At 57.6% G+C, this 24,759-nt stretch carries 22 protein-coding genes and 1 pseudogene; 17 read left to right on the top strand and 6 right to left on the bottom strand.

Annotated elements, in window-relative coordinates:
* Positions 1–88 precede the first annotated feature (88 nt).
* The 9 genes from GOW56_RS22090 (at position 89) to GOW56_RS10970 (ending at position 10,657) form a co-directional block, all read left to right on the top strand.
* On the top strand, positions 89–781 hold the full coding sequence (locus tag GOW56_RS22090; RefSeq protein WP_171205892.1) for an XRE family transcriptional regulator: 693 nt from the start codon (positions 89–91) through the stop codon (positions 779–781).
* Between the two features lie 93 nt (positions 782–874).
* Positions 875–2,434, top strand: coding sequence for an ABC transporter substrate-binding protein (locus tag GOW56_RS11005; RefSeq protein WP_171205891.1), 1,560 nt, complete (start codon positions 875–877; stop codon positions 2,432–2,434).
* Between the two features lie 56 nt (positions 2,435–2,490).
* Positions 2,491–3,435 (top strand): ABC transporter permease, encoded by a 945-nt coding sequence (locus GOW56_RS11000; protein ID WP_171118247.1) that lies wholly within the window; start codon positions 2,491–2,493, stop codon positions 3,433–3,435.
* Entirely contained in the window at positions 3,416–4,294 is an 879-nt protein-coding gene (locus tag GOW56_RS10995) for an ABC transporter permease (protein ID WP_367396971.1), read from the top strand. Before GOW56_RS11000 ends, GOW56_RS10995 begins: the two co-directional genes overlap by 20 nt.
* Positions 4,294–5,280 (top strand): ABC transporter ATP-binding protein, encoded by a 987-nt coding sequence (locus GOW56_RS10990; RefSeq protein ID WP_171118245.1) that lies wholly within the window; start codon positions 4,294–4,296, stop codon positions 5,278–5,280. Before GOW56_RS10995 ends, GOW56_RS10990 begins: the two co-directional genes overlap by 1 nt.
* The gene (locus tag GOW56_RS10985) at positions 5,277–6,278 is read left to right on the top strand and encodes an ABC transporter ATP-binding protein (RefSeq protein ID WP_171205890.1); all 1,002 of its coding nucleotides are present in this window, start codon (positions 5,277–5,279) and stop codon (positions 6,276–6,278) included. The genes GOW56_RS10990 and GOW56_RS10985 overlap by 4 nt, the downstream gene beginning before the upstream one ends.
* Positions 6,275–8,293 carry a CocE/NonD family hydrolase gene (locus tag GOW56_RS10980; RefSeq protein ID WP_171205889.1) on the top strand — a complete coding sequence of 673 codons (2,019 nt, stop codon included), beginning with the start codon at positions 6,275–6,277 and terminating at the stop codon, positions 8,291–8,293. Before GOW56_RS10985 ends, GOW56_RS10980 begins: the two co-directional genes overlap by 4 nt.
* A 29-nt stretch (positions 8,294–8,322) precedes the next feature.
* Positions 8,323–9,177: an alpha/beta fold hydrolase gene (locus GOW56_RS10975; protein ID WP_171205888.1), complete on the top strand. Its 855-nt coding sequence runs from the start codon at positions 8,323–8,325 to the stop codon at positions 9,175–9,177.
* 16 nt (positions 9,178–9,193) lie between these two features.
* Positions 9,194–10,657 (top strand): M81 family metallopeptidase, encoded by a 1,464-nt coding sequence (locus GOW56_RS10970; RefSeq protein ID WP_254447204.1) that lies wholly within the window; start codon positions 9,194–9,196, stop codon positions 10,655–10,657.
* Between the two features lie 103 nt (positions 10,658–10,760).
* Here the strand turns inward: GOW56_RS10970 and GOW56_RS10965 are convergent.
* From GOW56_RS10965 to GOW56_RS10955, 3 genes and pseudogenes are all read right to left on the bottom strand, one after another.
* Positions 10,761–11,438 (bottom strand): annotated as a pseudogene (locus tag GOW56_RS10965) (IS6 family transposase); the annotation flags it as partial.
* A gap of 1,149 nt (positions 11,439–12,587) precedes the next feature.
* Complete coding sequence (locus tag GOW56_RS10960) at positions 12,588–13,697, bottom strand: ParB N-terminal domain-containing protein (protein ID WP_171205887.1); 1,110 nt, start codon at positions 13,695–13,697, stop codon at positions 12,588–12,590.
* Positions 13,694–15,001, bottom strand: a complete 1,308-nt coding sequence (locus GOW56_RS10955) for an AAA family ATPase (protein ID WP_171118234.1) — start codon at positions 14,999–15,001, stop codon at positions 13,694–13,696. The genes GOW56_RS10960 and GOW56_RS10955 overlap by 4 nt, the downstream gene beginning before the upstream one ends.
* Positions 15,002–15,697: 696 nt before the next feature.
* On the opposite strand from GOW56_RS10955, the gene GOW56_RS10950 reads away from it, so the two are divergent.
* From GOW56_RS10950 to GOW56_RS10940, 3 genes are all read left to right on the top strand, one after another.
* Positions 15,698–16,168 carry a DnaA N-terminal domain-containing protein gene (locus tag GOW56_RS10950; RefSeq protein ID WP_254447203.1) on the top strand — a complete coding sequence of 157 codons (471 nt, stop codon included), beginning with the start codon at positions 15,698–15,700 and terminating at the stop codon, positions 16,166–16,168.
* Between the two features lie 40 nt (positions 16,169–16,208).
* Entirely contained in the window at positions 16,209–17,348 is a 1,140-nt protein-coding gene (locus GOW56_RS10945; protein WP_171205886.1) for an aminotransferase class I/II-fold pyridoxal phosphate-dependent enzyme, read from the top strand.
* Between the two features lie 78 nt (positions 17,349–17,426).
* A complete protein-coding gene (locus tag GOW56_RS10940) occupies positions 17,427–18,035 on the top strand; it encodes a helix-turn-helix domain-containing protein (protein ID WP_171118228.1) in 609 nt (202 codons plus the stop codon).
* A 54-nt stretch (positions 18,036–18,089) separates the two neighbouring features.
* On the opposite strand, the gene GOW56_RS10935 is transcribed toward GOW56_RS10940, so the two are convergent.
* On the bottom strand, positions 18,090–18,860 hold the full coding sequence (locus GOW56_RS10935) for a transporter substrate-binding domain-containing protein (protein ID WP_152460614.1): 771 nt from the start codon (positions 18,858–18,860) through the stop codon (positions 18,090–18,092).
* 121 nt (positions 18,861–18,981) lie between these two features.
* Here GOW56_RS10935 and GOW56_RS10930 point away from each other — a divergent pair, with 121 nt between their 5' ends.
* The 4 genes from GOW56_RS10930 to GOW56_RS10915 are packed head-to-tail and all read left to right on the top strand — an operon-like array spanning position 18,982 to position 21,892.
* On the top strand, positions 18,982–19,722 hold the full coding sequence (locus GOW56_RS10930) for an amino acid ABC transporter ATP-binding protein (RefSeq protein ID WP_171205885.1): 741 nt from the start codon (positions 18,982–18,984) through the stop codon (positions 19,720–19,722).
* A 9-nt stretch (positions 19,723–19,731) separates the two neighbouring features.
* Positions 19,732–20,490, top strand: coding sequence for an amino acid ABC transporter permease (locus GOW56_RS10925; RefSeq protein ID WP_171205884.1), 759 nt, complete (start codon positions 19,732–19,734; stop codon positions 20,488–20,490).
* 11 nt (positions 20,491–20,501) lie between these two features.
* Positions 20,502–20,837, top strand: a complete 336-nt coding sequence (locus GOW56_RS10920) for a carboxymuconolactone decarboxylase family protein (RefSeq protein ID WP_170345140.1) — start codon at positions 20,502–20,504, stop codon at positions 20,835–20,837.
* Positions 20,838–20,842: 5 nt separating this feature from the next.
* Positions 20,843–21,892, top strand: coding sequence for an aromatic ring-hydroxylating dioxygenase subunit alpha (locus tag GOW56_RS10915; protein ID WP_171205883.1), 1,050 nt, complete (start codon positions 20,843–20,845; stop codon positions 21,890–21,892).
* Between the two features lie 3 nt (positions 21,893–21,895).
* Here GOW56_RS10915 and GOW56_RS10910 read toward each other — a convergent pair whose 3' ends face one another.
* Positions 21,896–22,999, bottom strand: a complete 1,104-nt coding sequence (locus GOW56_RS10910) for a hypothetical protein (RefSeq protein WP_171205882.1) — start codon at positions 22,997–22,999, stop codon at positions 21,896–21,898.
* Between the two features lie 154 nt (positions 23,000–23,153).
* Between GOW56_RS10910 and GOW56_RS10905 the strand changes: the two genes are divergently transcribed.
* Entirely contained in the window at positions 23,154–23,735 is a 582-nt protein-coding gene (locus GOW56_RS10905; protein ID WP_171118213.1) for a carboxymuconolactone decarboxylase family protein, read from the top strand.
* A 51-nt stretch (positions 23,736–23,786) separates the two neighbouring features.
* Here GOW56_RS10905 and GOW56_RS10900 read toward each other — a convergent pair whose 3' ends face one another.
* Positions 23,787–24,719 carry a hydrogen peroxide-inducible genes activator gene (locus GOW56_RS10900; protein WP_171118211.1) on the bottom strand — a complete coding sequence of 311 codons (933 nt, stop codon included), beginning with the start codon at positions 24,717–24,719 and terminating at the stop codon, positions 23,787–23,789.
* Positions 24,720–24,759: the final 40 nt, after the last annotated feature.

Below are 24,759 nucleotides of genomic sequence, written 5' to 3'. Positions count from 1 at the left end.
CAATACAGGAATTTTGAATAATTTTTCTTGCGGAGAATAAAAACAAACGTAGGATTTCCGACATACCCAGCGAGCGTAGGGAGGATTCGTGAGCCAGGGCAAATCGAAAAAACAAACCCGCACCGCCAGCGAAGAGGGCCTTGCAGCCTTCGGTGCCGAGGTGCGCCAGCTGCGCAAGGCGCGCCAGATGACCCTGGCCGAGCTTGCGACCAGCAGCGGTGTTTCGATCAGCCATCTCAGCGCGATCGAGCGCGGAACCGTCAGCGCGTCTCTCAACAAGATCTCGCGCATTGCCGATGCTCTTGGCGTTCCTGAGGAATGGTTTTTCAACCACCGCCCCGGCTCTGGCCCGTTGGAGCGCGCCTATGTCGTGCGCCAGTCCAACCGACGAAACCTGAACATGCTGTATGACGAACCGGCCGAGCAATCGGGTTATGCCGATCAGTTACTGTCCAGCTCCATCGGCGGTGGGTTTTGTATGGGCGTCTCGGACTACCGCCCTTATTCCGAACAGGTCGTAGACCAATATTTCTCGCGCGATGGCGAGATGCACGGGGTCATTCTGGACGGTGAGCTGGAACTGGTGCTTGAGGACGAAACCGTAACCTTGCGCACCGGTGACAGTTTCAGCTTTCCCGGAGACATTCTTCACGTCCTGCGCAACGTATCCAATCAACCCGCGCGCATGATCTGGGTGAACTCACCCGTGATCATTCCAAGATTCTCAGCGCTCGGCGCTGATGAGCAACTGCCACAGTCAAACAAGAAAAAGAACGGATAACGCCTGCTGGCACCTGAAGTCGCGGGCACGCCTGCCCGCAAGCAACCAAACCGGACAGATGCCCGGAGACGAAGACAAACAGGGAGTAAGCAAATGAGTTCGATTTTCAAGGGGGACGTTTCCCGACGCTCCGTTCTGGCCGGTGCCGGTGCATTGGGCGCGGCCAGCCTCGCATTTCCCCATATGGCAGTTAGTGCAGATGGCTCAGTTCTGACCATCCGGTCCTATAGCGATTTGCAAGTGCTGGACCCGGCCTTCTGGCTGGCTCTGCCCGAGGCCGACATCATGCGGTCGATCTATGCCCCGCTGGTCTCAAACCAACAGGGCGATGAGTGGAACTGGCGGCCCGTTGCTGTTGAAAGCATCGAACAGCTGGACGATCTGACCATCGCCTTCAAACTGCGTGACAAGATCGGGTTCACGGATGGTTTTGGTCAGATGACCGCCGATGACGTGAAGTTCTCGATCGAGCGTATCGCTGACCCAGCGAATGAAAGCCCCTATGCGGGTGACTGGAGCGCGCTGAAAGAGGTCGAAGTAAAAGACTCCCTTTCGGGCCTGATTCATCTGAAAAACAAATTCGTGCCGCTGTGGACAACCACGCTGCCGACCCCCGCCTCGTGTATCGTTTCGCGCAAAGCGGTCGAGGAAATCGGCGGAAAGATCGGGTCCGATCCGGTCGCGCAATCTGGCCAGTACATTCTGACTGAATGGGTTCCCAAGCAGAAAACCGTTCTAAAGCGCAACCCGGATTGGGCTTATGAACCTGGCGGGTATGAGGAAATCCACATCCTGCCCATTGAGGACCCCTCGACCGCCGAGCTGGGTTTTGAAGCTGGTGATCTGGACTACACCTGGACTTCGGTATCCTCTCTGCCGCGGCTTAAGGAAAACCCGCCGGCGGGATCGGTTGTCGAGGAAAAACCCTCGCTGGCCTATGTCTGGCTGGGCATGAATCAGGACAACGAAGCACTGAAAGACGTTCGCATCCGCCGTGCCATTCAACACGCGATTGACCGGCAGACTGTGGTTGACGCGGCCTATTTCGGCGCAGCGGCCGTGGGCAACGGTATCATCGCCCCTGGCCTGCCGGGCAGCCGGGATAGCGTGACATACGACTACGACCCCGATAAAGCGCGCGAACTGCTGGCCGAAGCGGGTGCGGAAGGCATGACCGTTACGCTCGACATCCTGAACCAGTCCGAACGCCTGACGGCGGCTCAGGTCATACAGGCCAATCTGGCCGATGTGGGGATCACCTGCGAGATCAAGCAAAATGACAGTGGGACGTTCTGGACGCTTGGTTCCAAGGACGGCGACTATTTCATGGATCTTCAGTTGGTACTCAGCCGGTTTTCGATGAACCCTGACCCAAGCTGGGCGACGGTCTGGTTCACGCCGGAACAGGTTGGCGTTTGGAACTGGGAACGGTTCAACAACGCGGAATACAAGGCGCTGCACGAAGAAGGTCTGGTCGAAAGCGATCCGGCCAAGCGCGATGAGATCTACAAGAAGATGCAAGGTCTTATGGATGAAAGTGGCTGCTATGTCTTCCTGACGCACGAAGTGGTCGGCCTGATCCACAAGGATACGGTAAATCCGGGCCTGAAGCCGAATGGCGAGCCGCTGCTGCCGCTGTTCAAACGCGCCTGATCCACGCAAACGGGCGGCGTATGGCCGCCGCCCGCACGGCCTTTTGGGGGGCGCGTATGCTGAGCTATTTTTTCAAACGGCTTGGGCTGGCTGCCGCGATCGTTTCGGTCGCCATGTTCCTGCTGTTTTGTATGATCTACCTGATCCCCGGCGACCCGGCCTCGGTTGCGCTGGGGCCCAGGGCAACCGAGGAAATGCGCGCCGCCTTGCGCGAAAAAATGGGGCTGAACCAGCCGGTTCTGGTTCAGTTCTGGAATTTTTACATCGGGGCCTGGACAGGTGATTTAGGGGATGAGGTTCTATCGGGTCGTCCCGTCACTACGGTCGTGTTCGAACAACTGCCCTATACGCTGGCCTTGATCGTCGGCGGCATCACGTGGTCGGTTGCGCTTGGTATTCCGCTGGGTTGCTGGGCGGCGGTCAGCCGCGGCAGCTGGGCCGACCGGATCGTTGGCATCCTGTCCGTTGCAGTGATTGCCGTGCCCTCGTTCGTGATCGCGATTTATGCGCTGCTGATCTTTGCCGTTGAATTGCGTTGGCTACCTGCCATTGGCGCAGGCGAACCCGGCAATCTCGGCGATCAACTCACGCACCTGGTCCTGCCTTCGCTGGCGGTTGGTCTGGGCTGGGTCGGCTATATTGCCCGCATGGTGCGCGCCTCTATGCTCGAAGTGCTTGAGGCCAGCCATATCCGCACCGCCCGCGCCTTTGGCCTGCCGGATCGAACGATCACCTACCGCTATGCCCTGTCGATTGCGATCCTGCCCACGGTCACGTTGCTGGGCGTGGGCATCGGTCAGATGCTCTCGTCGGCAGTCTTTGCCGAGATCGTCTTTGCCCGCCCCGGCGTCGGCAAGCTGGTCTATGACGCCATCCTGACCCGCAACTTCCCCATCGTGACAGGAACCGTTTTGATCACGACTGTCCTGTTCGTTCTGCTCAATCTGTTGGCAGACCTCATCATCGGAGCTTTGGATCCCCGTGTCAGAAGCAGTTTCTAACCCCGCCCCCGGGCGCATGGCCGAGCTGTGGCGCCCGATCCGCAAAATCCTGCGTGAACCGCTGGGCGCGCTGGGACTATTCCTTGTGCTGTTTGTCATCTTTGGCGCCGTGTTTGCCGATTTTCTCACCAGCTGGGACCCGACGAAAATCAACCCGCGTGACCGGTTCCAAGGTCCGAGCGCGCAGCATCTGATGGGCACAGATCAACTGGGCCGGGATCTGTTTGCCCGGGTGCTGCATGGCGGACGGATTGCGCTTTTTGTGGCTTTGGTCTCGACTGCTGTGTCGCTGGTGATAGGCATCGTTCTGGGCTTGATCGCGGGCTATGGGCCGCGTTGGCTGGACAATCTGATGATCCTTTTGTTCGACGCAATGAAAAGCTTTCCGACCGTCATGCTGGCCCTTGCGCTGGTCACGCTTATGGGGCCGTCGCTGACCGCCGTTATGGTCGTCGTTGTTCTGGTCACCGTGCCCGGTTACGCGCGGATCATTCGCACTCAGACTATCGCGTTGAAGACGTCAGAATATGTCACGGCGGCGCAAAGCATGGGCGCTTCTTCGGCGCGTATCCTGCGGGTGCACATTCTGCCGAACGTCATCGGTCCGCTGGTTATCCTCGCATCGATGGACATCCCAGTCGTCATCGGCATCGAAGCAGGGATGAGTTTTCTGGGCCTCGGTGTGCGCCCCCCGACCCCAAGCTGGGGCTCGATCCTGAATGACGGTTTCACCAATATCCGCGATACTGCCTGGATCGCGATTGCTGGCGGCGTGCCGATCATCATCACAACGCTGGGCTTTACCTTTTTGGGCGAGACGCTGCGGGACGTATTCGATCCCCGGCTGAAAGGACGCTGATGACCACGCTGCGCATAGAAAATCTGAACGTCAGCTTCTCGACCGAGGCCGGGCCGCTGCACGCGTTGAAAAACGTCAGCTTCGATGTGCCCGAAAACCGGATTGTCGGTATCGTGGGCGAATCTGGCTGCGGGAAATCCACCCTGATCAACGCCATTCTTGGATTGCTGGCCGACAATGGCAGCATCGACAGCGGATCGATCCTGTTTGAGGGGCAGGATGAGCTGACCACCCTGCCCCCGTCGCGCATGCGGGACCTGCGCGGCCCGCGCATCGCAACCGTGTTTCAGGACCCGATGGGCGCGCTGAACCCTGTGATCTCGGTCGGCAAACAGATGCTGAACATTCAGTATCGCTCTCCCCTTTCAAAGGACGAAAAGCTAAGCCGCGCGGTCGAGATGCTGGAATTGGTGCGCATCCCCGATGCCCGTGCGGCGCTGGCACGGTATCCGCACCAGTTCTCGGGAGGGATGAAGCAACGCATCGCCATCGCCATGGCCTTGATGATGGAGCCCGCTCTGCTGATCGCGGACGAACCCACAACGGCGCTGGATGCGACGCTTGAGGTTACGACAATCGAACTTCTCAAGGACCTTCAGCAAAAGATCGGCTGTTCAGTCATGTTCATCTCGCACCATCTGGGTGTCATCGCCGAGCTCTGTGACGATGTCGTGGTGATGTACGCCGGGGAAGTGGTCGAGCGCGGTACCGTCCGGCAGATATTCCAGGATCCACGCCACCCCTACACAGCGCGGCTGCTGGAATGCGACCCTGCGCGGCAAAGCGAACGCACCCGGCACTTGCCGACAATACCCGGGGAAATCCCCGATCTGCGCGCACGGCCCGCGGGCTGCATCTTTGCCAACCGCTGTGACCGGGTAAGCGACGCGTGTTCCGCCCCGCCACCTGACAAGGACATCGGGGAAGGCCATATCGCCCGCTGCTTTGTCGCGGACACACCAGCAGAAACCGGAGTGACAGCATGAGCAGCGATCCGATTCTCAAGGTCGAAGATGTTCAGGTCTCGTTTCCGGTCGGCGGACTGGGACGCCGCAGCGCGATCCTGGGTGTGGCTGGGGTGAGTTTTGAGGTCAACCGCGGCGAGACCTTTGCCCTGGTTGGCGAAAGCGGTTCTGGCAAAACAACGCTTGCGCGGGCCGTGAACGGTTTGCAGGAGATTAGCGCCGGCGCCATCACTTTTGAGGACCAGCGCATCGACGAGTTGGACCGAAAGGCGATGAAGCCCGTTCGCAAACGCATGTCGATGATGTTTCAGGACCCGGTAGGCTCCCTCTCGCCCCGCATGACCGTCGGCGATCTGGTGACTGAACCTTTCCGAATTCACGGTATAGAGGGGCGCAATCTGCGGGAAGAAGCTGACCGCCTGCTGACACTAGTGGGTTTGCCGACCAGCTTCGCGTCGCGTTTCCCGCATCAGCTGTCGGGTGGACAGGCCCGACGTGTCGGCGTCGCGCGCGCCATTGCGCTGGACCCGGCGCTGATCATCGCGGATGAACCCACTGCGGGCCTGGATGTGTCGGTGCAGGGCGAAGTTTTGAACCTGCTGAATGATCTGCGCGAACGGCTGGGTCTGGCGATGGTGATCATCACCCATAACCTGCATGTGGTACATCATGTGGCGGACAGAACCGCAGTCATGTATCTGGGCCGCTTTGTCGAGGCCGGAGACACCGAACAGGTGTTCAGTGCGCCTCAACACCCCTATACGGCGGCGCTTCTGTCAGCCAACCCCGAGCCCGACCCGGACAAGACACATGACCGGATCACGCTGCCGGCCGAAGTCCCCTCGTTGCTGGCCCGCCCATCGGGATGCGAGTTCCACACCCGCTGCCCATGGGCGCAATCGCGATGCAGTGTGGATGCGCCGGAGCGGCAGGTTGCAAACGGGCGCGCTGTCGCCTGTCATTTCCCTTTGGAACCCGGCGCCCGCCCGCCGGAACTAGCAGAAAAGGCAGCGTCATGAGCGATATAGAGGTCATTGAAACCGTTTGGATTCCAATGCCTGACGGAACCAAGCTTGCTGCCCGGCTCTGGCTGCCCGAAACAGCCAGAACTTCACCGATGCCCTGTATCCTCGAATATATCCCCTACCGGCGTCGGGATCGCACGCGTATGCGCGATGAAAGCATGCACCCGCATTTCGCAGCCGCCGGGTACGCCTCAATCCGCGTCGACATAAGAGGGTATGGCGACAGTGAAGGCGTGTCCGAGGATGAGTATTCCCACCAGGAAATCCAGGACGGCCATGACATTGTCCAATGGATAGCCGATCAGGACTGGTGCGACGGAAATGTCGGCATGTTCGGCAAAAGTTGGGGGGCGTATAACGCGTTCCAAGTTGCGGCGACCCGGCCCCCGGCACTTAAGGCAATCGCTCCGGTGATGGGCACGGATGACCGATGGCGCGAGGATATTCACTTCTACGGCGGCTGTTTGGCCAATGACAATTTCTGGTGGGGCTCAATCATGCAGCTCTACAACGCTATGCCGCCGGACCCCGAAATTGTCGGAGCTGATCGCTGGCTCGACATGTGGCGCGAACGTTTGGAAGGCGCTGAATTCTGGCCCGCCATGTGGCTGGAACACCAAACCCACGACGAAATGTGGCGACGTGGTTCGATCTGCGAGAATTACTCGGACCTACAGGTACCGGTCTACTTCTTTGGCGGCTGGATGGATCTGTATCGGGACACGCCCTTCCGCATTGCAGAACACCTCGGCGGACCAGTCAAAATCCTGATGGGACCTTGGGCGCATCTTTACCCACATGAAGGGGTGCCCGGCCCCAAGGCCGATTTTGTCGGCGAGTTAATCCGTTTCTGGGATCATTGGCTGAAAGGGATCGACACGGGGTTAATGGATGAACCCCCATTGCGGTTTTTCTTGCAGGACAGCGCGGCGCCTTCGGGGACCCATCTGCAACGCACGGGGCGCTGGGTTGAAGAACCGTCTTGGCCGTCGCCCAATATCGCCGAGCAAACGTTCTGGCTGAATGACCAAACTCTGGGCGAAACGGCACAGTCAGGGACTGCGATGTCCATCTGCTCGCCACAGAGCTTCGGTGCCGCTGCGGGCGATATGTGCTCTTTCGCCATTCCCGGCGATATGGCAGAGGATTGCCGGATCGACGCTGGGGGGGCATTACAGTTCAAGGGGTCACCCCTGACCGAACCGCTGGACTTATTGGGTCAGCCCAGCGTTGACCTGACGGTGTCGGCGGATCAGACGCAAGCCTATGTCGCCGTGCTGCTGGTGGATGAGGCCCCGGACGGCGCGCAAACGCTGATCGCGCGGGGATTTTGCAATCTCAACCACCGCGACAGCGACACCCAACCTACGCCGATCACGCCCGGCGAAGACATGACCGTTACGGTTCCCTTGTACGGAACCGGCTATCATGTTCCCGAAGGCCACCGCATCACATTGCAAATCGCCTCAGCCTATTGGCCTGTTCTGTGGCCTGCGCCGCAGCCGGTGACACTCATGATCAAGTCCGGCATGTCCCGGCTGACCCTGCCGATCAGAGTCCAGCCTGACGGCAGCGCCGAGCCGCGTCCGCTGCCGGAACCGGAGCCCCCAACCGCGGCCCCGCGAAAAACCCATGTTCGCAATGGCTCAATGGAACGCTCGGTCCACACTGATCTGACGAATGGCGAAGTGACCCACCGGTTCTTTCTGGATGGCGGTGTGTTTGGTCCGGTCGGCGATTTCCGTCTTGACGACATCGGAACGGTGCTCAGCGATGTGTCCGACCGGCGCTACACGATCCACCCCGGCGATCCCTTGTCTGCCGTCGCCACAATGGAGCAAACAGCCGGTTTCGATCGGGACGGCTGGTCCGCGAAAATCTGGACCTATTCCGAGCAACGGGCAACGGCAACCGAGTTTCTCCTGACCTCACGCCTAAAAGCCTGGTCAGGTGGTGAACTCATTTTCGAAGAAGAAGAGACGCACATCATTCCCCGCAACGGAATGTAGCGCATCCTTGCGGCCACAGGAGCCTTCCAATGTCAGTCTTCCCCGAATTTGGTCCAAAATCAGAAACACATCAATTGACCATGGGCGGCGTCACCATGCGAGTCGTCGTTGAAGGCGAAGGGCCTCCGGTCGTGTTCGTCCCCGGCGGAGATCAGACGGCTGAGGCTTATTCCGAACAATTCTCGTGCCTGTCAGACGACTTTAAATGCATCACTTATGATCCACGCGGCGCGGGTGACACGCAATCGCCCCCTCCGCCCTGGTCGATGCAGGATTACGCGGCCGATTGCGCTGCGGTGATTGATGCATTCGCTGGTGGTCAGGCCGCTATCTGCGGGTTGTCACTGGGCGGGCTGGTCACGCAGCAAACCGCAATCGACTTCCCGGAAAAGGTGCGACTGGCAATTCCGATGGGCACCTCGGCCTATATCGACGGGTTCACTCGCGACTGGATGCAGGCCGAGATCGACTTGCGCAAGGACGGCATCACTCTGCCTGATTATTTCCTTGCCCCGCACTATGCCGTTTACGCCTTTCCGGCCAAAGCGCTGCACGAGCCTGAGCTTTGGGAGCAGCTCAAAGCATCCTACACCGAGCGTTTTCGGAATCGCGACCCGCAGGCAACAATTGATCAGTGGGAAGCCTGTCTGAAATTCGACTGTCGTGAAGGGTTGAAAACCTGCCCGGTCCCGATGCATGTCATCGCCTTTTCCGAGGATGTTCAAACCGCTCCGGTCATGTGCAAGGTGGTTTCTGATCTTGCGCTGAACGGCGTGTTCCATGAAATTCCTGGCCTGGGTCATGTTTCAATGACCCGCCACAAACCGGAAGTCGTGGCGGCAAAACTACGTGAGATTTTGACCGCCGAATTGGTGCAGCAATAAGCGGCTGAAGGGTCAGATGAGAATCGCTATCGCAGGATTTCAACACGAAACCAATACCTTTGTCGCCACTCCAACGCAACTGAGCGATTTTGAGCAGGCAGACAGCTGGCCGGAATTGCTTTGGGGTCAAGACGTTCTGAACATAACCCAAGGTATGAACCTGCCCATAGCCGGTTTCGCAAAAACTGCCTTGGCGGATGGGGTCGAATTACAACCTATCCTGTGGTGCGCTGCTGAACCGTGTGGCAAGGTTGCGGATCACGCCTTTGATACCATTGCCGGACATATCACCAATGCGCTTGCGAACATGACGCAGCTTGATGGGGTCTACCTGGACCTGCATGGGGCCATGGTCACAGAGTCTTTGGATGATGGGGAGGGAGAGCTGTTGTCGCGGATCAGACAGGTCGTCGGTCCGGACCTGCCGCTTGTTGCAAGCCTCGATATGCATGCCAATATCTCGAGGCAGATGGTGGATCTGTCGGACGCGATGACCATTTTCCGCACCTATCCGCACCTCGACATGGCAGAAACAGGCGCGCGGGCCTTTCGAATGATGCGCGACATCTGCACAAATGGCCCGCCCGCAAAAGCGTGGCGTCAAGGGGAGTATCTGATCCCGCTGCACAGCCAGTATACCGAAGTCGCCCCCGCCAAAACGCTGTACGCCGCGTTGGATGTCTTCGACGGGCCAAACGCGCGTCTGGTTGAACTCGCCGCTGGGTTTACTGCAGCGGATACGGCCGATTGTGGACCATCTGTCTTGGCCTACGGCGAGTCACAATCCGATGCCGATGCAATGGCCGCGCAGATATTCGCAAAGCTGCAAGCGGCGGAAACGCAGTTCGATACGTCTCTGCTTTGTCCGAAAGATGCTGTTGAAACTGCACGGCATGCAAATGGCAAAGAGCCTGTAGTAATCGCTGATGTGCAGGACAATCCGGGGGCTGGAGCGTCGGCCGACACGACAGGATTGCTACGTGAGTTGATGCAACAAAACGCCCCCTCGGCCATTCTCGGGTTGCTGAACGACCCGCAACTGGCGGCCAAGGCCCACGAATTGGGCGAAGGCGCGGAACTCGAGGCCGAGATTGGTGGTCGAGGTCCCGGCGACGTTCCTTTCGCTTCAAAGGTGCGCGTGCATCACCTAAGCGATGGCCGATGTCGTTATTCGGGCGAAATGTATGGCGGCGGCGTTGCTACGATGGGTCCGTCGGCCGCCTTACAGCTGATTGGAACGCAAATCCATGTCCTGGTCACCAGCATTCGAAATCAATGTCTGGATCTGGCGCAAATACGTTTGTTCAATCTGGAGCCGGAAGACGCTCGGATACTATGTGTCAAAAGCACAACCCACTTCCGCGCCGACTTTGAACCCATCGCGCAAAAAGTCTTGAAATGTGCCGTACGGGGGCAGTTTCCGTGTCAGCTCAAGGATGTCAGGTATACCAAGCTGCGACCGGGCGTACGCATAATATGAGGGTACCGAAGCACCTCAGCGTCGTCTCCGCAACAGTACGAAACGGATCTGTTGCAAAGTTTCTTATTGACCGAAGAGTTGACACCAAACCCGCGGCGCATGCCGCCAGTTCTGCCAACTGGCGAAACGGGCAATCCCCAGGCGTGAGTTGGCCTTTGCGGATCATATGCGCCACTTCGATCCCGTCCAATGTAACCGCCGCTGAAGCGAAGGCCTTGAACCCCAACATAGGCCGTGTTCGTCTCTTGATGCAGCGATGGTCCTGTTCCACGATGTTATTTAGATACTTCCGCCTGACCATCTCGACTGCGATCGGGCAGCGAAAGCCTTTCGGCATCTTGTTTATCGCTCTGATGCCAGCCGTGTTAGCTCCGTTTTTGTCGATGACAATCTTTCTCGGGTGGCCGTTGACCTCCAGCAGCTACGCGAAAAATGTGGCGGCGGCGGGTTTGTTTCGACGCTGCGAAAGCATGAAATCAAGTGTCTTTCCGTTCCTGTCGACAGCGCGATAGTGACAGACCTACGCTCCTTTTACCTTGATGCAAGTCTCTTCCATTCTCATGGAACAGTCGCACGGCCCCTTTCGCCTGCACGCGACATCGGCAATTGCACTAGCGTATTTTGTGACCCAACGGTTCAGTGTTGCATGATCCAGATTAACGCCGAGTTCCGCCATGATTTCTTCCAGGTCACGGCACGACACACTGTATCGAAGGAAGACGAAATCCGAGTACAAGATGACGTCTTTCGGAAATGCGCCCTTGAAAGAGATCGTCGCGATTGGCTCCTGTCATATTCTAGCCCGCGTTAACAGAACTTCGTTCAAGCTGACAGGTGGAGACAGAGTTTGCGATAAAACCGGCGTCAGCTGAACGGTTTAATGCTGATTGGACTGCCGCACGGCGGGCCCGTTCGCTAGGAAATTCTCTTGCCCAGTCACACATCGAAACCCTGATGGGCGAATTACCGTCGCACTGCAAGATCGTCGCTGCCATTGATGGGTACCCGGCCTCCCTCGCATGGCTGGGGGTGTGGCTGGAGACCATACGATCTGGCTCGGTGTCGAGCGTTTTGGCCAGACGGGAACCATTTGTGATCTCTACAACCATCACGAGATTGACCCGCGGTCGTCACATCCGTGTTCATGCCGCGACTTGAGAGGGTCCGGTTGTCTGAGATCGATCACAGGCCAATTGCGAACTGTGTACGAGGCGCACAACTGGCCTGGCCAGAGTAACTATTGAATTCCATGAAACCACACTCACGGTCGGTTGAATGCCACTCGGGGGAACCAGCCCCCGAGTGCAGAACGTACTGAAAACACTCACTCACGGTTAAACCGCCACCGTATCATCGCGGTCAGGTGGTGGGTCGAAAGCATGTCAAACATAGGGAAAAATGAAGTCGGACTTCTTTATTACACTGTAGAGCAGCAAAGCATTGCCAACCGCAGGTGTTTTCGGGCCGCCTCTCCGCTTGTGTGCATAATTTTGGGTTTTTGATCTTTACTTTTCCACAACACGATTTCACTATAACATTTGATAATTTTTCTTATCATATGTAATTGCTCTAGCCGAGATTGTGTGCATTGAGTAGCCGTCATATCACCTTATTCCCGTGTCACATGTTGCATGCCGAAATCTCGAGCAGGTATCGGGCGCCCTTCCGTGATCTGAACGTACGAACCCGAACAAGACGCCGTGGTTTTAGGCCCCGACAACACTCCGTGAAAATGACCGTTCCTGAACCAACGTCGATGACTGAAGCCACAAGCCCCGTCTCAAGCTGCGGCAGCATCTATCACGGGACACGAATTCAAGGCAAAACAACTTATGGGCAGTAATCCCTTGCTGAGAACGTCCAGGCATTAGCGACAAGACAAAGGCGCCGGATTCGACCGGCGCCTTTTCTCGGACCTTCAAACCAAACCTTACCCGTGGGTAAGATCGTCTTCCTCGGAAAGAGCATCGATGAAAGCAGCTATTGCCGCCTCAAGTTTGCTGCGATCAACACGCGTAAAGTCCAAATCATATCTCAACTCAATTCGACCACTGGATGCCGAGCACTTGGCGATCCCTGCCCGCCCTGATACCTGAAACGTGGTCTTTGCACGTCGTGGTTTATCGGCGCTTTCAACCGGAGCCTTCTTTGCCACGCTTGTTTCCGGCGCGCCCAGAAATGACCTGAGGATAGCAACCTCACGCGCTCCGTCACGGTCCGGCTCGCTCATGACCGCGGCACTCACCTGGCGCACCAGACCGGGCGTTGCATCCAGCTTGCGCTTCAGCTCTACGCCTACGTTGCGCGGAATGTCGTTCGGATGTTTCAGAACCTTGTCCAACATCATCAGCAAACTGGCAAATGACCTAATGTAACTCCGCTTTGTGTAACTGGCGGATTTGAACAGAGTGGAAACCGCCTTGTCTACATCCGGGCAATCATTTGCCGGGTCTTCGGCATACGCGCGCGCCAGAGCGCCCATTTCCGCAAACGAGATATCCTTGCGGATCAGGTTCTCATCCACCATGCGCCGGTAGCTGCTGTCGAGATCGCCCGCCTCTGAAATACCCGCTGGAATTCTGGCATAAGACTCATCGCCCGTTTCCTCATACAAGACCCGATAGGCAGACAGGCGCCGCATCCCCTGGATCAGTTCAAATCGTCCATCTGAGCGACGCTCAAGTCGGATGGGGTTGGACAATCCGATTTCCTGAATTGACGCTTTTAGCTCGTCCAGTTCCGGATCCGGCCCGGGTTTACGATCCCGCGTCAGCTTTTCAAACAGAATGTCAGCCAATGCTACACGTTCGGTCACCAGACCTTCGGAACGCAGGCGCACGAGTTCATGCGCAAGACGATCGTTTTCTGCGCGAATGGTTTCTTCCGTCGATTGCTGGTCGCGCAGCGCATCAGCATTTTCCGAAATGGCCGCAGCCATCGGGCCTCGCCGCTTTTCAAGAACCTTGTCCGGAACCTTGCCGACAGGAATGTCATCCATTGCGGGCAGGTCGATATCAAACATTCTGCGCTTGCGGCTCATGCGTCATCCTCCAGCTTGTCCCAGGCAGACAGCATCACACCTCGGAATTCCTCGTAAACATTGTCGAACGTCGAACGGGCCCGACGCCAGGTTTCGCGGGTCATTTCGCGATAATCCATTTCGTACACCGAGCTCAGAAAGCGGCCGGATTGCTCGACCGCGCGGGTCATTTCAACAGGGTGCTGGGCGACGTGGTCTCCGAAGACTTTCTGGAACGCGTCAAACATCGCCAGATGCAAAGCGTTTCCGGGCTCGTACCTTGTAAGCAGGAACCGCAGTTCGCAGAAGGTTTTGGGAAGACCGATCTTACCCGTGGGTAAGGTTTTGTCGAACCCGTAGGCCAGGTCCTCCAAAGCTTCTGCCAACTGACCGATAAAAGACGTGGTCGAGTCATACTCCCAGTACCCGGGGCCAGACGGAATGTACAACATGTCCGCCGCGAACACCGCGTTCATGGACTGATACCCAATGGCCGGCGGGCAATCGAACAGGATCAGGTCATAGGCGTCGTCAGGGATTTGATCCAGATACCGGGACACTGCGGCAAAGAAAGACCATTCAGGGTTCAGGTGGCGATACTGTGCCGAGGCAAATTCGACGAATGCCGCGTTCGCGCAGGAAGGGATCGCATCGATGGTGGACCATGACGTCCGTCTGATGAAATCGCTGATCCGCAGATCTCCAAGCCCCATATCCGTGATCGCCGGGGGCAGTTCCCGGCGGGGCAGGGCGGTGCCGGACTCGGCCGCGGCGGGCCGGTTGTTCATGCGCTCGGTCTCGCGGATTAGGTCACGCGCCATGATCCCCCAGACAGTGTAATCCTCGGCGACATCGGTCAGGCCCATTGAATGGCTCAGCGTGGCCTGCGGGTCGAAGTCAACGACAAGAACACGGTACCCATCAAGCGCGGCAGCATGCGCAAGATGCAACGCCACCGTTGACTTGCCCGCCCCGCCCTTGAAGTTTGCTACGGCCGCGCGAATGGCCCGCTTGCCCTCGGGACGCGGTGGCATGAGGGATTTACGATTCACCTTGAGCCGCCGCCGCAACTCATTCACCTCCTCCAAGCTGAACCAGCGCTGCCGCCCCTCGGGCTCAACCTCGCCTCCGGGCAGAGACGGATCAGCGGCCAGCTTTCCGCGAAAGGTTGACTGGTTGACCCGGAAGATCAGCTCGGACACTTCCCAGCTCGAAAACCGGCGGAGTGTCTTCTCCATCTCGGGGCTAAAGGTCTGCTGACGAATCCACCCCTGGAGTTTGAGAGATTGATTGCGCAATGCATTCAGGTCTTCGTGCGTGTACATGCCTCATGTCTCTTCGTTTGGAACGTAAATTTCTGTTCGTTTCTTTTTTACGCCCGATTTGCGCTTTACGCAAAAGAAAATATGATGAAACTCAAATCTTACCCACGGGTAAGAAAACAAGGCCCTGCAAGGCCATCGCCGATTCGGCAGCGCAGAAGTTGAAGGGTGACGATTCGCAACACGCCCTCAACCGTATTTAGGGGGGCATTCTTACTGCACAGGCGATATATGGGGGGACATAACAAGCCAATAAGGGGTCATCCAGAACGTCCCCCTTCACCAATACTTCACCAGATTTCTTTTATTTTTTGATCTGGATTGGCGCAATTTTCTGACCTGTTTCAGACTCTTCTTGACAGAATCGAAGCTTTGGACGCTAATTAGGCCAAGATGACGAAAAGCGTTGGCAAACAGCGCGAGATCGGCGGGACACACCCGTCTGAGGCAGATAGAGCGGTGAGAACGGGTATGCAGCTGGCTAAACCGGTCGGGCGAAATGCGGCGGCCTTGAAATATGATATACTTTCTGCACTCACCATATATGCGTTGTCAGGCGACAAGCATCGGCAACGCAGCGTACTGCGTGTCATCTCATTGATTACGACACGATATAACTGGCGAAACAACGAATTATCGATTGGACGCGAAGAAATTTCGCGCCTTTGGTCAGTGAACGAAAGGACTGTAAAGCGCGAAATGGCCAGATTTCGCGCATTAGGTTGGGTAACGGTCAAACGGCCTGCTGCACGGGGCCGGGTCGCGGTCTATGAAATCGACCTCAAACAGATCATGATCGATACGCAGGAGGTCTGGCCGATCATAGGCTCCGATTTCCAGGCCCGGATGAGCGAGGATTCCGAGCCCGTTACAAATGTCGTGCCTTTCGCGGCAAAATCCTCGGGGCCTGAAATCAACACCCCCGAAGCCAAGCCCGAGGATGTCTGGTCGCAGGTGCAGTCAATCCTTCACGGGCGCGATCCCGAGCTGTGGGCGAGTTGGTTCCAGCATCTGTCCGAGTCGGAAAGGGCAGGGGGGCGCGTCATTCTGGTTGCACCCTCGCGGTTCATGGCGGATTACATTGCACAGAAATGGACGGCACGATTGCTGGCCGCCTACAGCCGCGTCGATCCCAGTATCAGAACGGTTCATGTAAACGCAGCCGATTGAGGCTGTCAGGTGCGCAGCACGGCCGAGCAAAGGATGCATCATGATCAACCGAAATTTTCAACCATTTCGGGTCGAACAGTTTCTGTCCGAAACGGAACACGGGGTGGTCTTCAATTTCTCGGAAAGCGGCGTTCATCCCATGTCGTTGCAGGGATTGGTAGAGCTGGCCGGGATTGATCTCGACGCTCTGCTGACAACGATGATCGACTATCCGCAAGTCAATGGAAAGCAATCCCTGCGCGACACCATCGCAGGCTTGTATCCGGGGGCCTCGGCAGATGGGGTATTGGTCACGGTCGGGGCAACCGAAGCGAACACGCTGGTGGCCAACACCTTGTTGGAGCCCGGCGACAATGTTGTGTGTTTCCGACCGACCTATGAACAGATTTCAGGAAACGCCGCCAATCTGGGCAACGAAGTGCGTTGGGTCGATCTGATCGAATCCGCAGGGTGGGGCATAGACGCAGAGGCGCTGGAGAGGGCGGTCGATGACAGAACCCGCATCATCCATGTGGTGAATCCGAACAATCCAACGGGCCGTATTCTGACCGAAGCGGACCGCGCCCGCATCGTGTCGGCTGCCGAGCGCGTTGGTGCCTGGATCGTTTCGGACGAGGTATATGCCGGAACCGAGCGCGAAGGTGATACCGAAACGCCTTCGTTCTGGGGAAGTACGGACAGGGTTCTTGTGGTGAACTCCATGTCCAAGGCCTATGGGCTTCCGGGGCTGAGGCTGGGATGGCTGGTTGGGCCCGAAGACATCATTCAGCACTGCTGGCGGCGGCACGAATATGCCTCGATCGCGGCATCCATGTTGTCGATGGAACTGGCGGACAAGGCGCTTGCCGAACCGGCACGGTCCAAGTTGAAAGCCCGCGCGCGCCGTCTGATCCGCACGGGTTTCGACGTTCTGACGGAAGAACTGGCGCGGCATCAGGGGGTGTTTTCAGTTGTACCACCTCAGGCGTCGGCCATGTCGTTCGTGCGGTTCAATCTACCGATCGCATCCGAGGCGTTCAGCATGCGCCTTTTGCGCGAAAAAGACGTGCTGGTCATTCCGGGGTCGCGGTTCGGGGTCGAGAACCATTTTCGGTTCAGTTCGGCCCTGCCCGAAGATCATCTGCGCAACGGGTTGGCCAAGTTGAATGATCTTACAGGAGACATTCTGAACGGACGCTGAGAGTTTGCCGCCGAACTGGTGCGAATGGTTCGGTGACATTTCTTTTGCCTTTTTCATACGTGTCGATAGGCTTCGCAAATGGAAGATTCACCTGTGCTTTCCGCCGAAAAACCGCCGCTGGATCACCTAGTCGGGTCCGCGGTGAAAACGCATCGCGCGCTGGCCGGGTTGACTCTGGCCGAATTGTCTCAGCGGTCCGGCGTGTCCACGGCGATGATTTCCAAGATCGAGCGCGGTCAGGTGTCTGCTTCACTGGCGACGCTTGAGGCCCTGGCCGGCGGAATCGGCGTTCCGTTGATCAACTTCTTTGCCGGCACGGTCGAACGCACGGATGTATCATTTGTGGCTGCGGGCGAAGGTGTAACCGTGCAACGGTTGGGCACCGGTTTCGGGCACAGTTACAAGCTGATCGGTCGGGCGGAAGCGAAACATGTCAGTTTCGAGAGTTTCAGCGTTACATTGGAAGGTCCGTTGGACGAACGCCCGCTTTACCAACATCAGGGTGTCGAATTCATCCACGTCACCGCCGGCGAAATGGTCTATGGCTGCGGTGAAGCCGCTTATCACATGCGGCCGGGCGACAGTCTAAGTTTTGATTCAAACGCCACTCATGGGCCGTTGGAGTTGAAAACTGACACGGTCAGCTTTGTCACCGTGGTTGCCAAGGCCGTGTCGGGCGACAATTGAAAAACGCCCGGCGACCGGGCCGGGCGTTTGGGAATCAAGGTGATCCGAGAAGAGTCAGAGACCCCATTTCTTGCGATTTTCCTCGAAGAACCCCTGCGCCTTTTTGACTTCGATCCAGTTGTTTACATAGTTGATCCACACCTGATCGGCCTGTGGCAGGATCATCGCTATGGGTGACGGCGAACGCGGGCCAGCGTTCTTCACGCGTACCACCGGAAACTTCGCCTCGAGGGTCGAACCTTCGATGTTCGACGTAATGAAGACATCCGCGCGTCCTGCGATTACTTCCTGAAAACCGCGGGCCGGGGCCTCGACCACCTTGATTTCTGCGTTCGGGAACCATTCGCGGACACGCTTTTCGAATGTTGTGCCCAGGGTGGTCGCGACTTTTACTCCGGGCTGGTTGATCGAATCATAACCGTCGAATTTGTCGGCCTTGTCTTTGGTGGTATAGGGGAAGAGCTCCACCGAAATATAGCTGTCGGAAAAGCCCGCGACCTTCATGCGCGGCGGTGAAATCGATGCCGATCCGGTCAGGTGATACTTGCCTGCCACCACACCGTTGACCAGTGTTTTCCAGTCGGTAGGGACATATTCCACCTCAACCCCCAGATCGGCGGCCAGCTCGTTCATGATGTCGATGTCATACCCCTTGTAGCTGTTGGTTGCAGGGTCGCGGAGGGACATGGGGTTCCAATCGCCCGTGGTGCCAACCTTGAGCACGCCGGAATCCAGCACCTCGTTCAGTGCAGATTGCGCCTGCGCTGCGCCTGACAATACAAGCCCAAGCGCAGCGGCTGCCGCAGCTTTCCAAAAAGTGTTCATCGGTTTCTCCCGTTGGTGGCGTTTCGACCTTGTGGCCGTATTCTTCATTGATTTAAGCCCAAAGGGAAAGATAACCTCAAGAAAATATTATACTGGGACTAAAACAGGGGCAGTTCATCTTATGCCAGACGCCGCAATCGAACTTGTGGGCGTGAACAAGTGGTTCGACACGTTTCACGTTCTCAAGGACATCAATCTGACGGTCAACAGCGGCGAAAAGGTGGTGATTTGCGGGCCTTCCGGGTCTGGAAAATCCACTGTTGTGCGATGTATCAACCAGTTGGAGAAGCACCAGAAAGGCACCATCCGCGTAGATGGGATCGAGTTGAAGGATGACGAGAAATCCGTGGCCAGGATCCGATCCGAGGTCGGCATGGTGTTTCAGCAATTCAATCTGTTCCCGCATCTGACCGTGTTGGAGAACCTGACTTTGGGCCCGGTCAAGGCCCGCGGTCTCGGCCGCAAAGAGGCAGAGGAAAAAGCGCGTCACTATCTGGATCGGGTGCACATTCCCGATCAGGCCGACAAAAAGCCCATTCAGTTGTCGGGCGGTCAGCAGCAACGCGTCGCCATAGCGCGATCCCTGTGCATGGAGCCGCGCGTTCTGCTGTTTGACGAACCCACTTCGGCACTGGACCCCGAGATGATTTCGGAAGTGTTGGACGTGATGGTCGAACTGGCGAATGAGGGCATGACCATGGTGGTCGTCACGCACGAGATGGGATTTGCCCGCAAGGTGGCGGACAAGATGATCTTCATGGATGCAGGCGAAATTGTCGAGGAAGGCAACCCCGAGCATTTCTTCACCGCACCTCAATCCGAACGGTGTCGCCAATTCCTCAGCCAGATTTTGCAGCACTGAGCGGAGCCGATGAAAAAACTTCTTCTCATTTTGCCTCTTCTTCTGCTGGCAGGTTGTTCGTCGTCGCAGACCTGGGGCTGGTACGTTATCGATCCGACGACGGCCACGGGTTGGACCAATGTGAAATTCCTGATCTCGGGGATGGGCGCGACGATCCAGATTTCCCTGATCGCCGCTGTCCTGTCGATCGTCATCGGATTGCTGGTCGCCCTGCCGGGGTTGTCCGAGAAACGCGGCTGGCGGATGCTTAACCGGATTTACGTGGAGTTCATCCGCGCCATCCCTCTGCTGCCGATGTTGTTTTGGGTGTTTTACGGCTTGCCGATCGTGTTTCAGTCCATGGGGATGAACATCCCCATTGATCCCTTCTGGGGTGCGATCCTTACGTTGGCGATTTCTGACAGTGCCTTTACTGCCGAGATCTATCGCGCGGGGATTCAGTCCATTGCCCGAGGCCAGCGCGAGGCGGCGCAGACCATCGGGCTGAACTATGTGCAGACCATGCGCTATGTGATCCTGCCACAGGCAATACGGCGCATTCTGCCGCCGCTGGCGAACCAGTTCATCTACATCGTCAAGATGAGCGCCTTTGCCAGCGTCATCGGAATGCAGGAACTGACCCGACGCGCGAATGAACTGGTGGTGACGGAATACCGCCCGCTGGAAATCTATACCCTGCTGATTTTCGAATACCTGATCCTGGTTTTGATCATCTCAGCCGGGGTGCGCTGGCTGGAGCGTCGCATGGGCGCAGACGAGCGCGGATAAGGAGTGAAAAAATGAACTGGAAAGATTTCATGGCCGAGACCGAGGCCAATATCGGGGCCTTTTCAAAGGAGGTGCCGGAAACCGTGCGCGGCTTTGGCATCATGGGCAAGGCGGCCAAGACTGATGGGGCGCTGAGCGAGAAGACCAAGGAGTTCATGGCGCTCGGCATTGCGATCGCGACCCGCTGCGACAGTTGCATCGGATTCCACGTGCGTTCGCTGGTTCGGCTGGGCGCCACCCGCGCTCAGATGTGCGAGGCGTTGGCCATGGCCACCTATATGGGCGGCGGGCCGTCCTATGCCTATAGCGCCAAGGCGCTCAGGGCTTTTGACGAGTTTTCGGAGTAAGAAACATGCGTCCTGATCTGGCCGGAGCAGAGGGGTTTATTCGCAACAGCTGGTACGTCGCCGGACGGTCCGAGGATTTTGGCCGCAGCCTGAGTGCCGTGCGAATGTTGGGCGATGATATCGTAATCTATCGTGACACAGCGGGCAAAGCAATCGCGTTGGAGGACGCTTGCCCGCATAGAAAGCTGCCGCTGTCTCGGGGCACCATCGAAGGGGATCATGTGGTTTGCGGCTATCACGGTCTGACATTCGGCTGCGGCGGTGAATGTGTCAGCGCCCCGACACAGCTGGACAATCCTCCGCGCCGCGCCGCCGTGCATGCATACCCGGCCGAAGACCGCTGGGGGTTTCTTTGGCTGTGGATGGGGGACCCGGACAAAGCCAGCACAGACGACATCATCGACATCCCCAATTTCGACAACCCGTCCTGGGGCAAGACCCGGACCGGTGCGATGGAGATGGCGTGCCATTACCTTTACATTATCGACAACCTGCTGGATCCAAGCCATGTGGCCTGGGTGCATCTGACCTCGTTTGCCGGGGCGGGAACCGACAACCGCCCGCTGGATCTTGAAGAAACCGAAACCGGCGTCATAGTTTCGCGCTGGATCGCGGATGAACCCGCGCCGCCCTACTATGCGCCGATACTGCCGTTCGGGCCAAGCTGCGACCGCAAGCAGCATTACGAATGCCGTCTGCCGTCCACTGCGATCAACATGTCCATTTACACTCCGGCCGCAGAAGGCGGGGCAGATCGGCCGATGTCGTCCAATGCCTTTGTCAATATTTCGTACAACTTCATCACACCGGTCGATGCGGAAACATCGCGGTATTTCTGGTTCCAGCACCGCAACATGCACGCGGATGACACAGCCATGTCGCAGCGTATGTTCGAAGGCGCGGTCATGGCCTTCAACGAGGACAAAGAGGTTCTGGAACACGTTCAAACCGGCATGGCGCGGCGCAAGACCGGCTATATCAACCTCGGGCTGGACGCGGGCGCGATGCGGTTCCGCGCGCGGGTTGCAAAGCTGATCGCACAGCAGGCGGGCTGATCATCAGGCCGACAAGCGCCCGTTCGCGCCCTGGCCCACGTGTCGGGCCGGGGCGTCGAAAACCGCTTTGATGCAGGGATACCGGTCGAGAATTTCAGCCCCACCGGGCAACAGATCGGCCCGGAGAACACCGGCATCCCAGATCGAAACACCATCCACGCGGATCGTCGGGTCCAGCACGTTCAGCGAAATCTCACCCGGCGCATAATGCCCACATGTGTGAAAGTGCAGCAGGCGTGGATTGCCAAAGGCCGACCCGCTCCAACGTTCAAAATTGCTTCGCGCCGGGGTCGTGTAGGCGCAGCCCGGGTGGATGCCTGCGTGCCAGGAATGCATGGTCAGGGGATCAAGGTCGAACATCTTTCCGACTTTTTCGTAATGCATCTGCGCGCAATGCACATCCATGGGATGGCCGTCAAAGCCGGTCAGGCGGTTGTTTTCGAACCGTATGGTCAGCGGTTCGCGCAGATCACAGCCGTATGGTTCGTAGAATTTCGAACCGGTGCCGACCAGAAACCCGTCCTGAACCAGTACTCCGGAAAACCCTTGCGCGGGAACCGGGGCAAAGACCGACATCGGAAAACGCGCCACGCTGACATCCGCTGCACCTGCTGGGGGGAAGGCGGCGCCGGGGCCCGCGAAGTCGGTGCCCAGTGGGCAGGTTACGTGGATGTGCCCGGCACTGGCCAGCAGCCGGTTGACCGCGTTTTTCAGTTCAACGAACCCGGTGTAGTTGGCGCGCCCGAAACCCGAGGCCAGCATTCCGGCGTCCAGCGCATATGACATGATGGGCCGAACGTCCCTCATTCCTGCGTCGAAACGAATCTGATCGCCGGTGCGGGACAGAAACAAGGTGCGATCCGCCGCTTCCATCGCCGTTTTCAGATCCGCTGGCAGCGATGAACCCATGGGATCGAATGCGAGGGTTCGAACTGCGGTCTTGATCCGGTTCTGTCGCGCGCAGTCCAAGATAGCCTCGGTGATATCGGCATCGTAATACCCGTTGGCCGCATCTTCGCAGACCACAAGCAACTGGTCGCCCGCCGTCAGGCCGCCGCATCTGAACAACAGGTTTTCGGCACCTGCCACAAGCTCTGGACTGTGCATTCGCGTTGATCCTCAACAAAATCCCCCGCGCTGGTATTTTACATCTTTCACGTTTCCGTGATCCAGAAAAAATTTCACCTTAAGAAAAAAATTAACTGACATGCCTGTGGGCTTTGTACATAAGCTGAGCCCGAACAAGACAGGAGACACAGCAATGAGCGCTTGGATCGAGATGATCTCGGACGACAAGGCCGAGGGCCGCCTGAAAGAGCTGCTGGACAAGGCCCGCACCCCTCATGGCACCGTGGATACGGTCATGCGTGTGCATTCATTGCGGCCCGAAACGATGAACGGGCATGTGACGCTGTACCGTTCGGTCCTGCATTCCGATGACAACCAGTTGCCATTCTGGTTCCTCGAAGTTGTCGCCAGCTATACTTCGATCCTGAACGATTGCACCTATTCACTGACCCATCACTTCATGAACGTGCGCAACCTGCTTAAGGATCAGCCGCGCAGTGACCGGATTTTCGTCGCGCTCAAGGCGCATCGGCCCGAGGATGAATTCGAGGGCAAGGAACTGGCGCTGCTGCGCTATGCCGCCAAGCTGACGACGGATGTTGGCAAAATGGTCAAGTCCGACTTCGAAGCGCTCAAGATTGCTGGCTGTGAGGATGGCGAGATCCTGGAGGTCAATCAGGTCTGCGCCTATTTCAATTATTCAAACCGGTTGCTGAACGGGTTGGGTGCAACAACCGAGAATGATGTGATCGGCTATTACAAGGGTGACGACTGACGAGTTGCGCCGGGTCTGGCCTTCGTGCCGAGGAACATCGTTTCGGGCGGGTCAGCCTGTTGTTTCAGGCTGAGGCGGTTTCACGCCCCACGTGTTTTCTTCGGCTGTTTTGCGGATGATCGCGCCGATCTTCAACAGGTTTTCGCTGAGCGGGTTGGTCTTTCGCCAGATCAGACCAATCGTCCGTGTCGGCGGCGTGTCCTGAAACCGGGCAATGGACACATCCGCGGATCGGGTTTCCAGCCCGACCGCCATTTCCGGTATCAGGGTCACACCGATGCCGGCGCCGACCATCTGAACCAGTGTGGAAAGCGAACTGCCCTCCATGATGTGCTGCGGTTCGATGTTGCGGATTGAACAGAAGGACAGGGCCTGATCCCTGAAGCAATGCCCCTCTTCCAGCAACAGCAGGCGCATGGTTCTGAGCTGCGAGGAACTTGGCATCGGCAGGTTGGCATCCTGCGCCGGGCGAACCAGCAGAAAATCTTCGTTGAACAGCGAGAACTCTCGGAGGTTGGGTTCCGAGACGGGCAGGGCAACGACACCGAAATCCAGTTTCGAATCCAGTATTTCACCGATCAACGTCTTGGTTATCGTTTCCTTGGGTTCGATAGTCAGTTGTGGGAAACGCTGCGACAGAGCTTTGATGATCGAGGGCAGCAGATAGGGTGCGACCGTGGGAATGACCCCGATTCTGATGCGGCCGGACAAGGGGCCTGAGGGAGATTGCACCAATTTCCCCAAATCCTCGACCCGGGTCAGGATTTCGCGGCCATGTTTCAGCACGTCTTCGCCAAGTGCAGTCAGGCGGGTTTGCCGGGCCGCGCGTTCGACCAGCGGCCCACCCATAATTGCCTCCAGCTCTTTGATTTGTATGGAAAGCGCAGGCTGCGATATCGCACTGGCCGCGGCGGCCTTGCCAAAGTGGCCGTGCGTGGCGAGCGCCTCGAAATAGCGCAGGTGTTTGAGGGTGAGTGCTTTCATATGAAAAATTAATCACAATGATAGAAATTACAAATTTCCA

The sequence above is a fragment of the Ruegeria sp. HKCCA0235A genome (assembly GCF_013033235.1).
Classification (GTDB): domain Bacteria; phylum Pseudomonadota; class Alphaproteobacteria; order Rhodobacterales; family Rhodobacteraceae; genus Ruegeria.
This window is presented reverse-complemented; position numbering and strand designations above follow the sequence as displayed.

What these genes read in the sequence shown, in the direction of transcription:
- GOW56_RS10935 (WP_152460614.1), bottom strand. Translation starts at nt 18,860, where the DNA reads ATGAACACTTTTTGGAAAGCTGCGGCAGCCGCTGCGCTTGGGCTTGTA.
- GOW56_RS10960 (WP_171205887.1), bottom strand. Translation starts at nt 13,697, where the DNA reads ATGAGCCGCAAGCGCAGAATGTTTGATATCGACCTGCCCGCAATGGAT.
- GOW56_RS11000 (WP_171118247.1), top strand. Translation starts at nt 2,491, where the DNA reads ATGCTGAGCTATTTTTTCAAACGGCTTGGGCTGGCTGCCGCGATCGTT.
- GOW56_RS11005 (WP_171205891.1), top strand. Translation starts at nt 875, where the DNA reads ATGAGTTCGATTTTCAAGGGGGACGTTTCCCGACGCTCCGTTCTGGCC.
- GOW56_RS10920 (WP_170345140.1), top strand. Translation starts at nt 20,502, where the DNA reads ATGAACTGGAAAGATTTCATGGCCGAGACCGAGGCCAATATCGGGGCC.
- GOW56_RS10905 (WP_171118213.1), top strand. Translation starts at nt 23,154, where the DNA reads ATGAGCGCTTGGATCGAGATGATCTCGGACGACAAGGCCGAGGGCCGC.
- GOW56_RS10985 (WP_171205890.1), top strand. Translation starts at nt 5,277, where the DNA reads ATGAGCAGCGATCCGATTCTCAAGGTCGAAGATGTTCAGGTCTCGTTT.
- GOW56_RS10950 (WP_254447203.1), top strand. Translation starts at nt 15,698, where the DNA reads ATGGCCAGATTTCGCGCATTAGGTTGGGTAACGGTCAAACGGCCTGCT.
- GOW56_RS10945 (WP_171205886.1), top strand. Translation starts at nt 16,209, where the DNA reads ATGATCAACCGAAATTTTCAACCATTTCGGGTCGAACAGTTTCTGTCC.
- GOW56_RS10990 (WP_171118245.1), top strand. Translation starts at nt 4,294, where the DNA reads ATGACCACGCTGCGCATAGAAAATCTGAACGTCAGCTTCTCGACCGAG.
- GOW56_RS10900 (WP_171118211.1), bottom strand. Translation starts at nt 24,719, where the DNA reads ATGAAAGCACTCACCCTCAAACACCTGCGCTATTTCGAGGCGCTCGCC.
- GOW56_RS10940 (WP_171118228.1), top strand. Translation starts at nt 17,427, where the DNA reads ATGGAAGATTCACCTGTGCTTTCCGCCGAAAAACCGCCGCTGGATCAC.
- GOW56_RS10980 (WP_171205889.1), top strand. Translation starts at nt 6,275, where the DNA reads ATGAGCGATATAGAGGTCATTGAAACCGTTTGGATTCCAATGCCTGAC.
- GOW56_RS10955 (WP_171118234.1), bottom strand. Translation starts at nt 15,001, where the DNA reads ATGTACACGCACGAAGACCTGAATGCATTGCGCAATCAATCTCTCAAA.
- GOW56_RS10915 (WP_171205883.1), top strand. Translation starts at nt 20,843, where the DNA reads ATGCGTCCTGATCTGGCCGGAGCAGAGGGGTTTATTCGCAACAGCTGG.
- GOW56_RS10925 (WP_171205884.1), top strand. Translation starts at nt 19,732, where the DNA reads ATGAAAAAACTTCTTCTCATTTTGCCTCTTCTTCTGCTGGCAGGTTGT.
- GOW56_RS10910 (WP_171205882.1), bottom strand. Translation starts at nt 22,999, where the DNA reads ATGCACAGTCCAGAGCTTGTGGCAGGTGCCGAAAACCTGTTGTTCAGA.
- GOW56_RS10970 (WP_254447204.1), top strand. Translation starts at nt 9,194, where the DNA reads ATGAGAATCGCTATCGCAGGATTTCAACACGAAACCAATACCTTTGTC.
- GOW56_RS10975 (WP_171205888.1), top strand. Translation starts at nt 8,323, where the DNA reads ATGTCAGTCTTCCCCGAATTTGGTCCAAAATCAGAAACACATCAATTG.
- GOW56_RS10930 (WP_171205885.1), top strand. Translation starts at nt 18,982, where the DNA reads ATGCCAGACGCCGCAATCGAACTTGTGGGCGTGAACAAGTGGTTCGAC.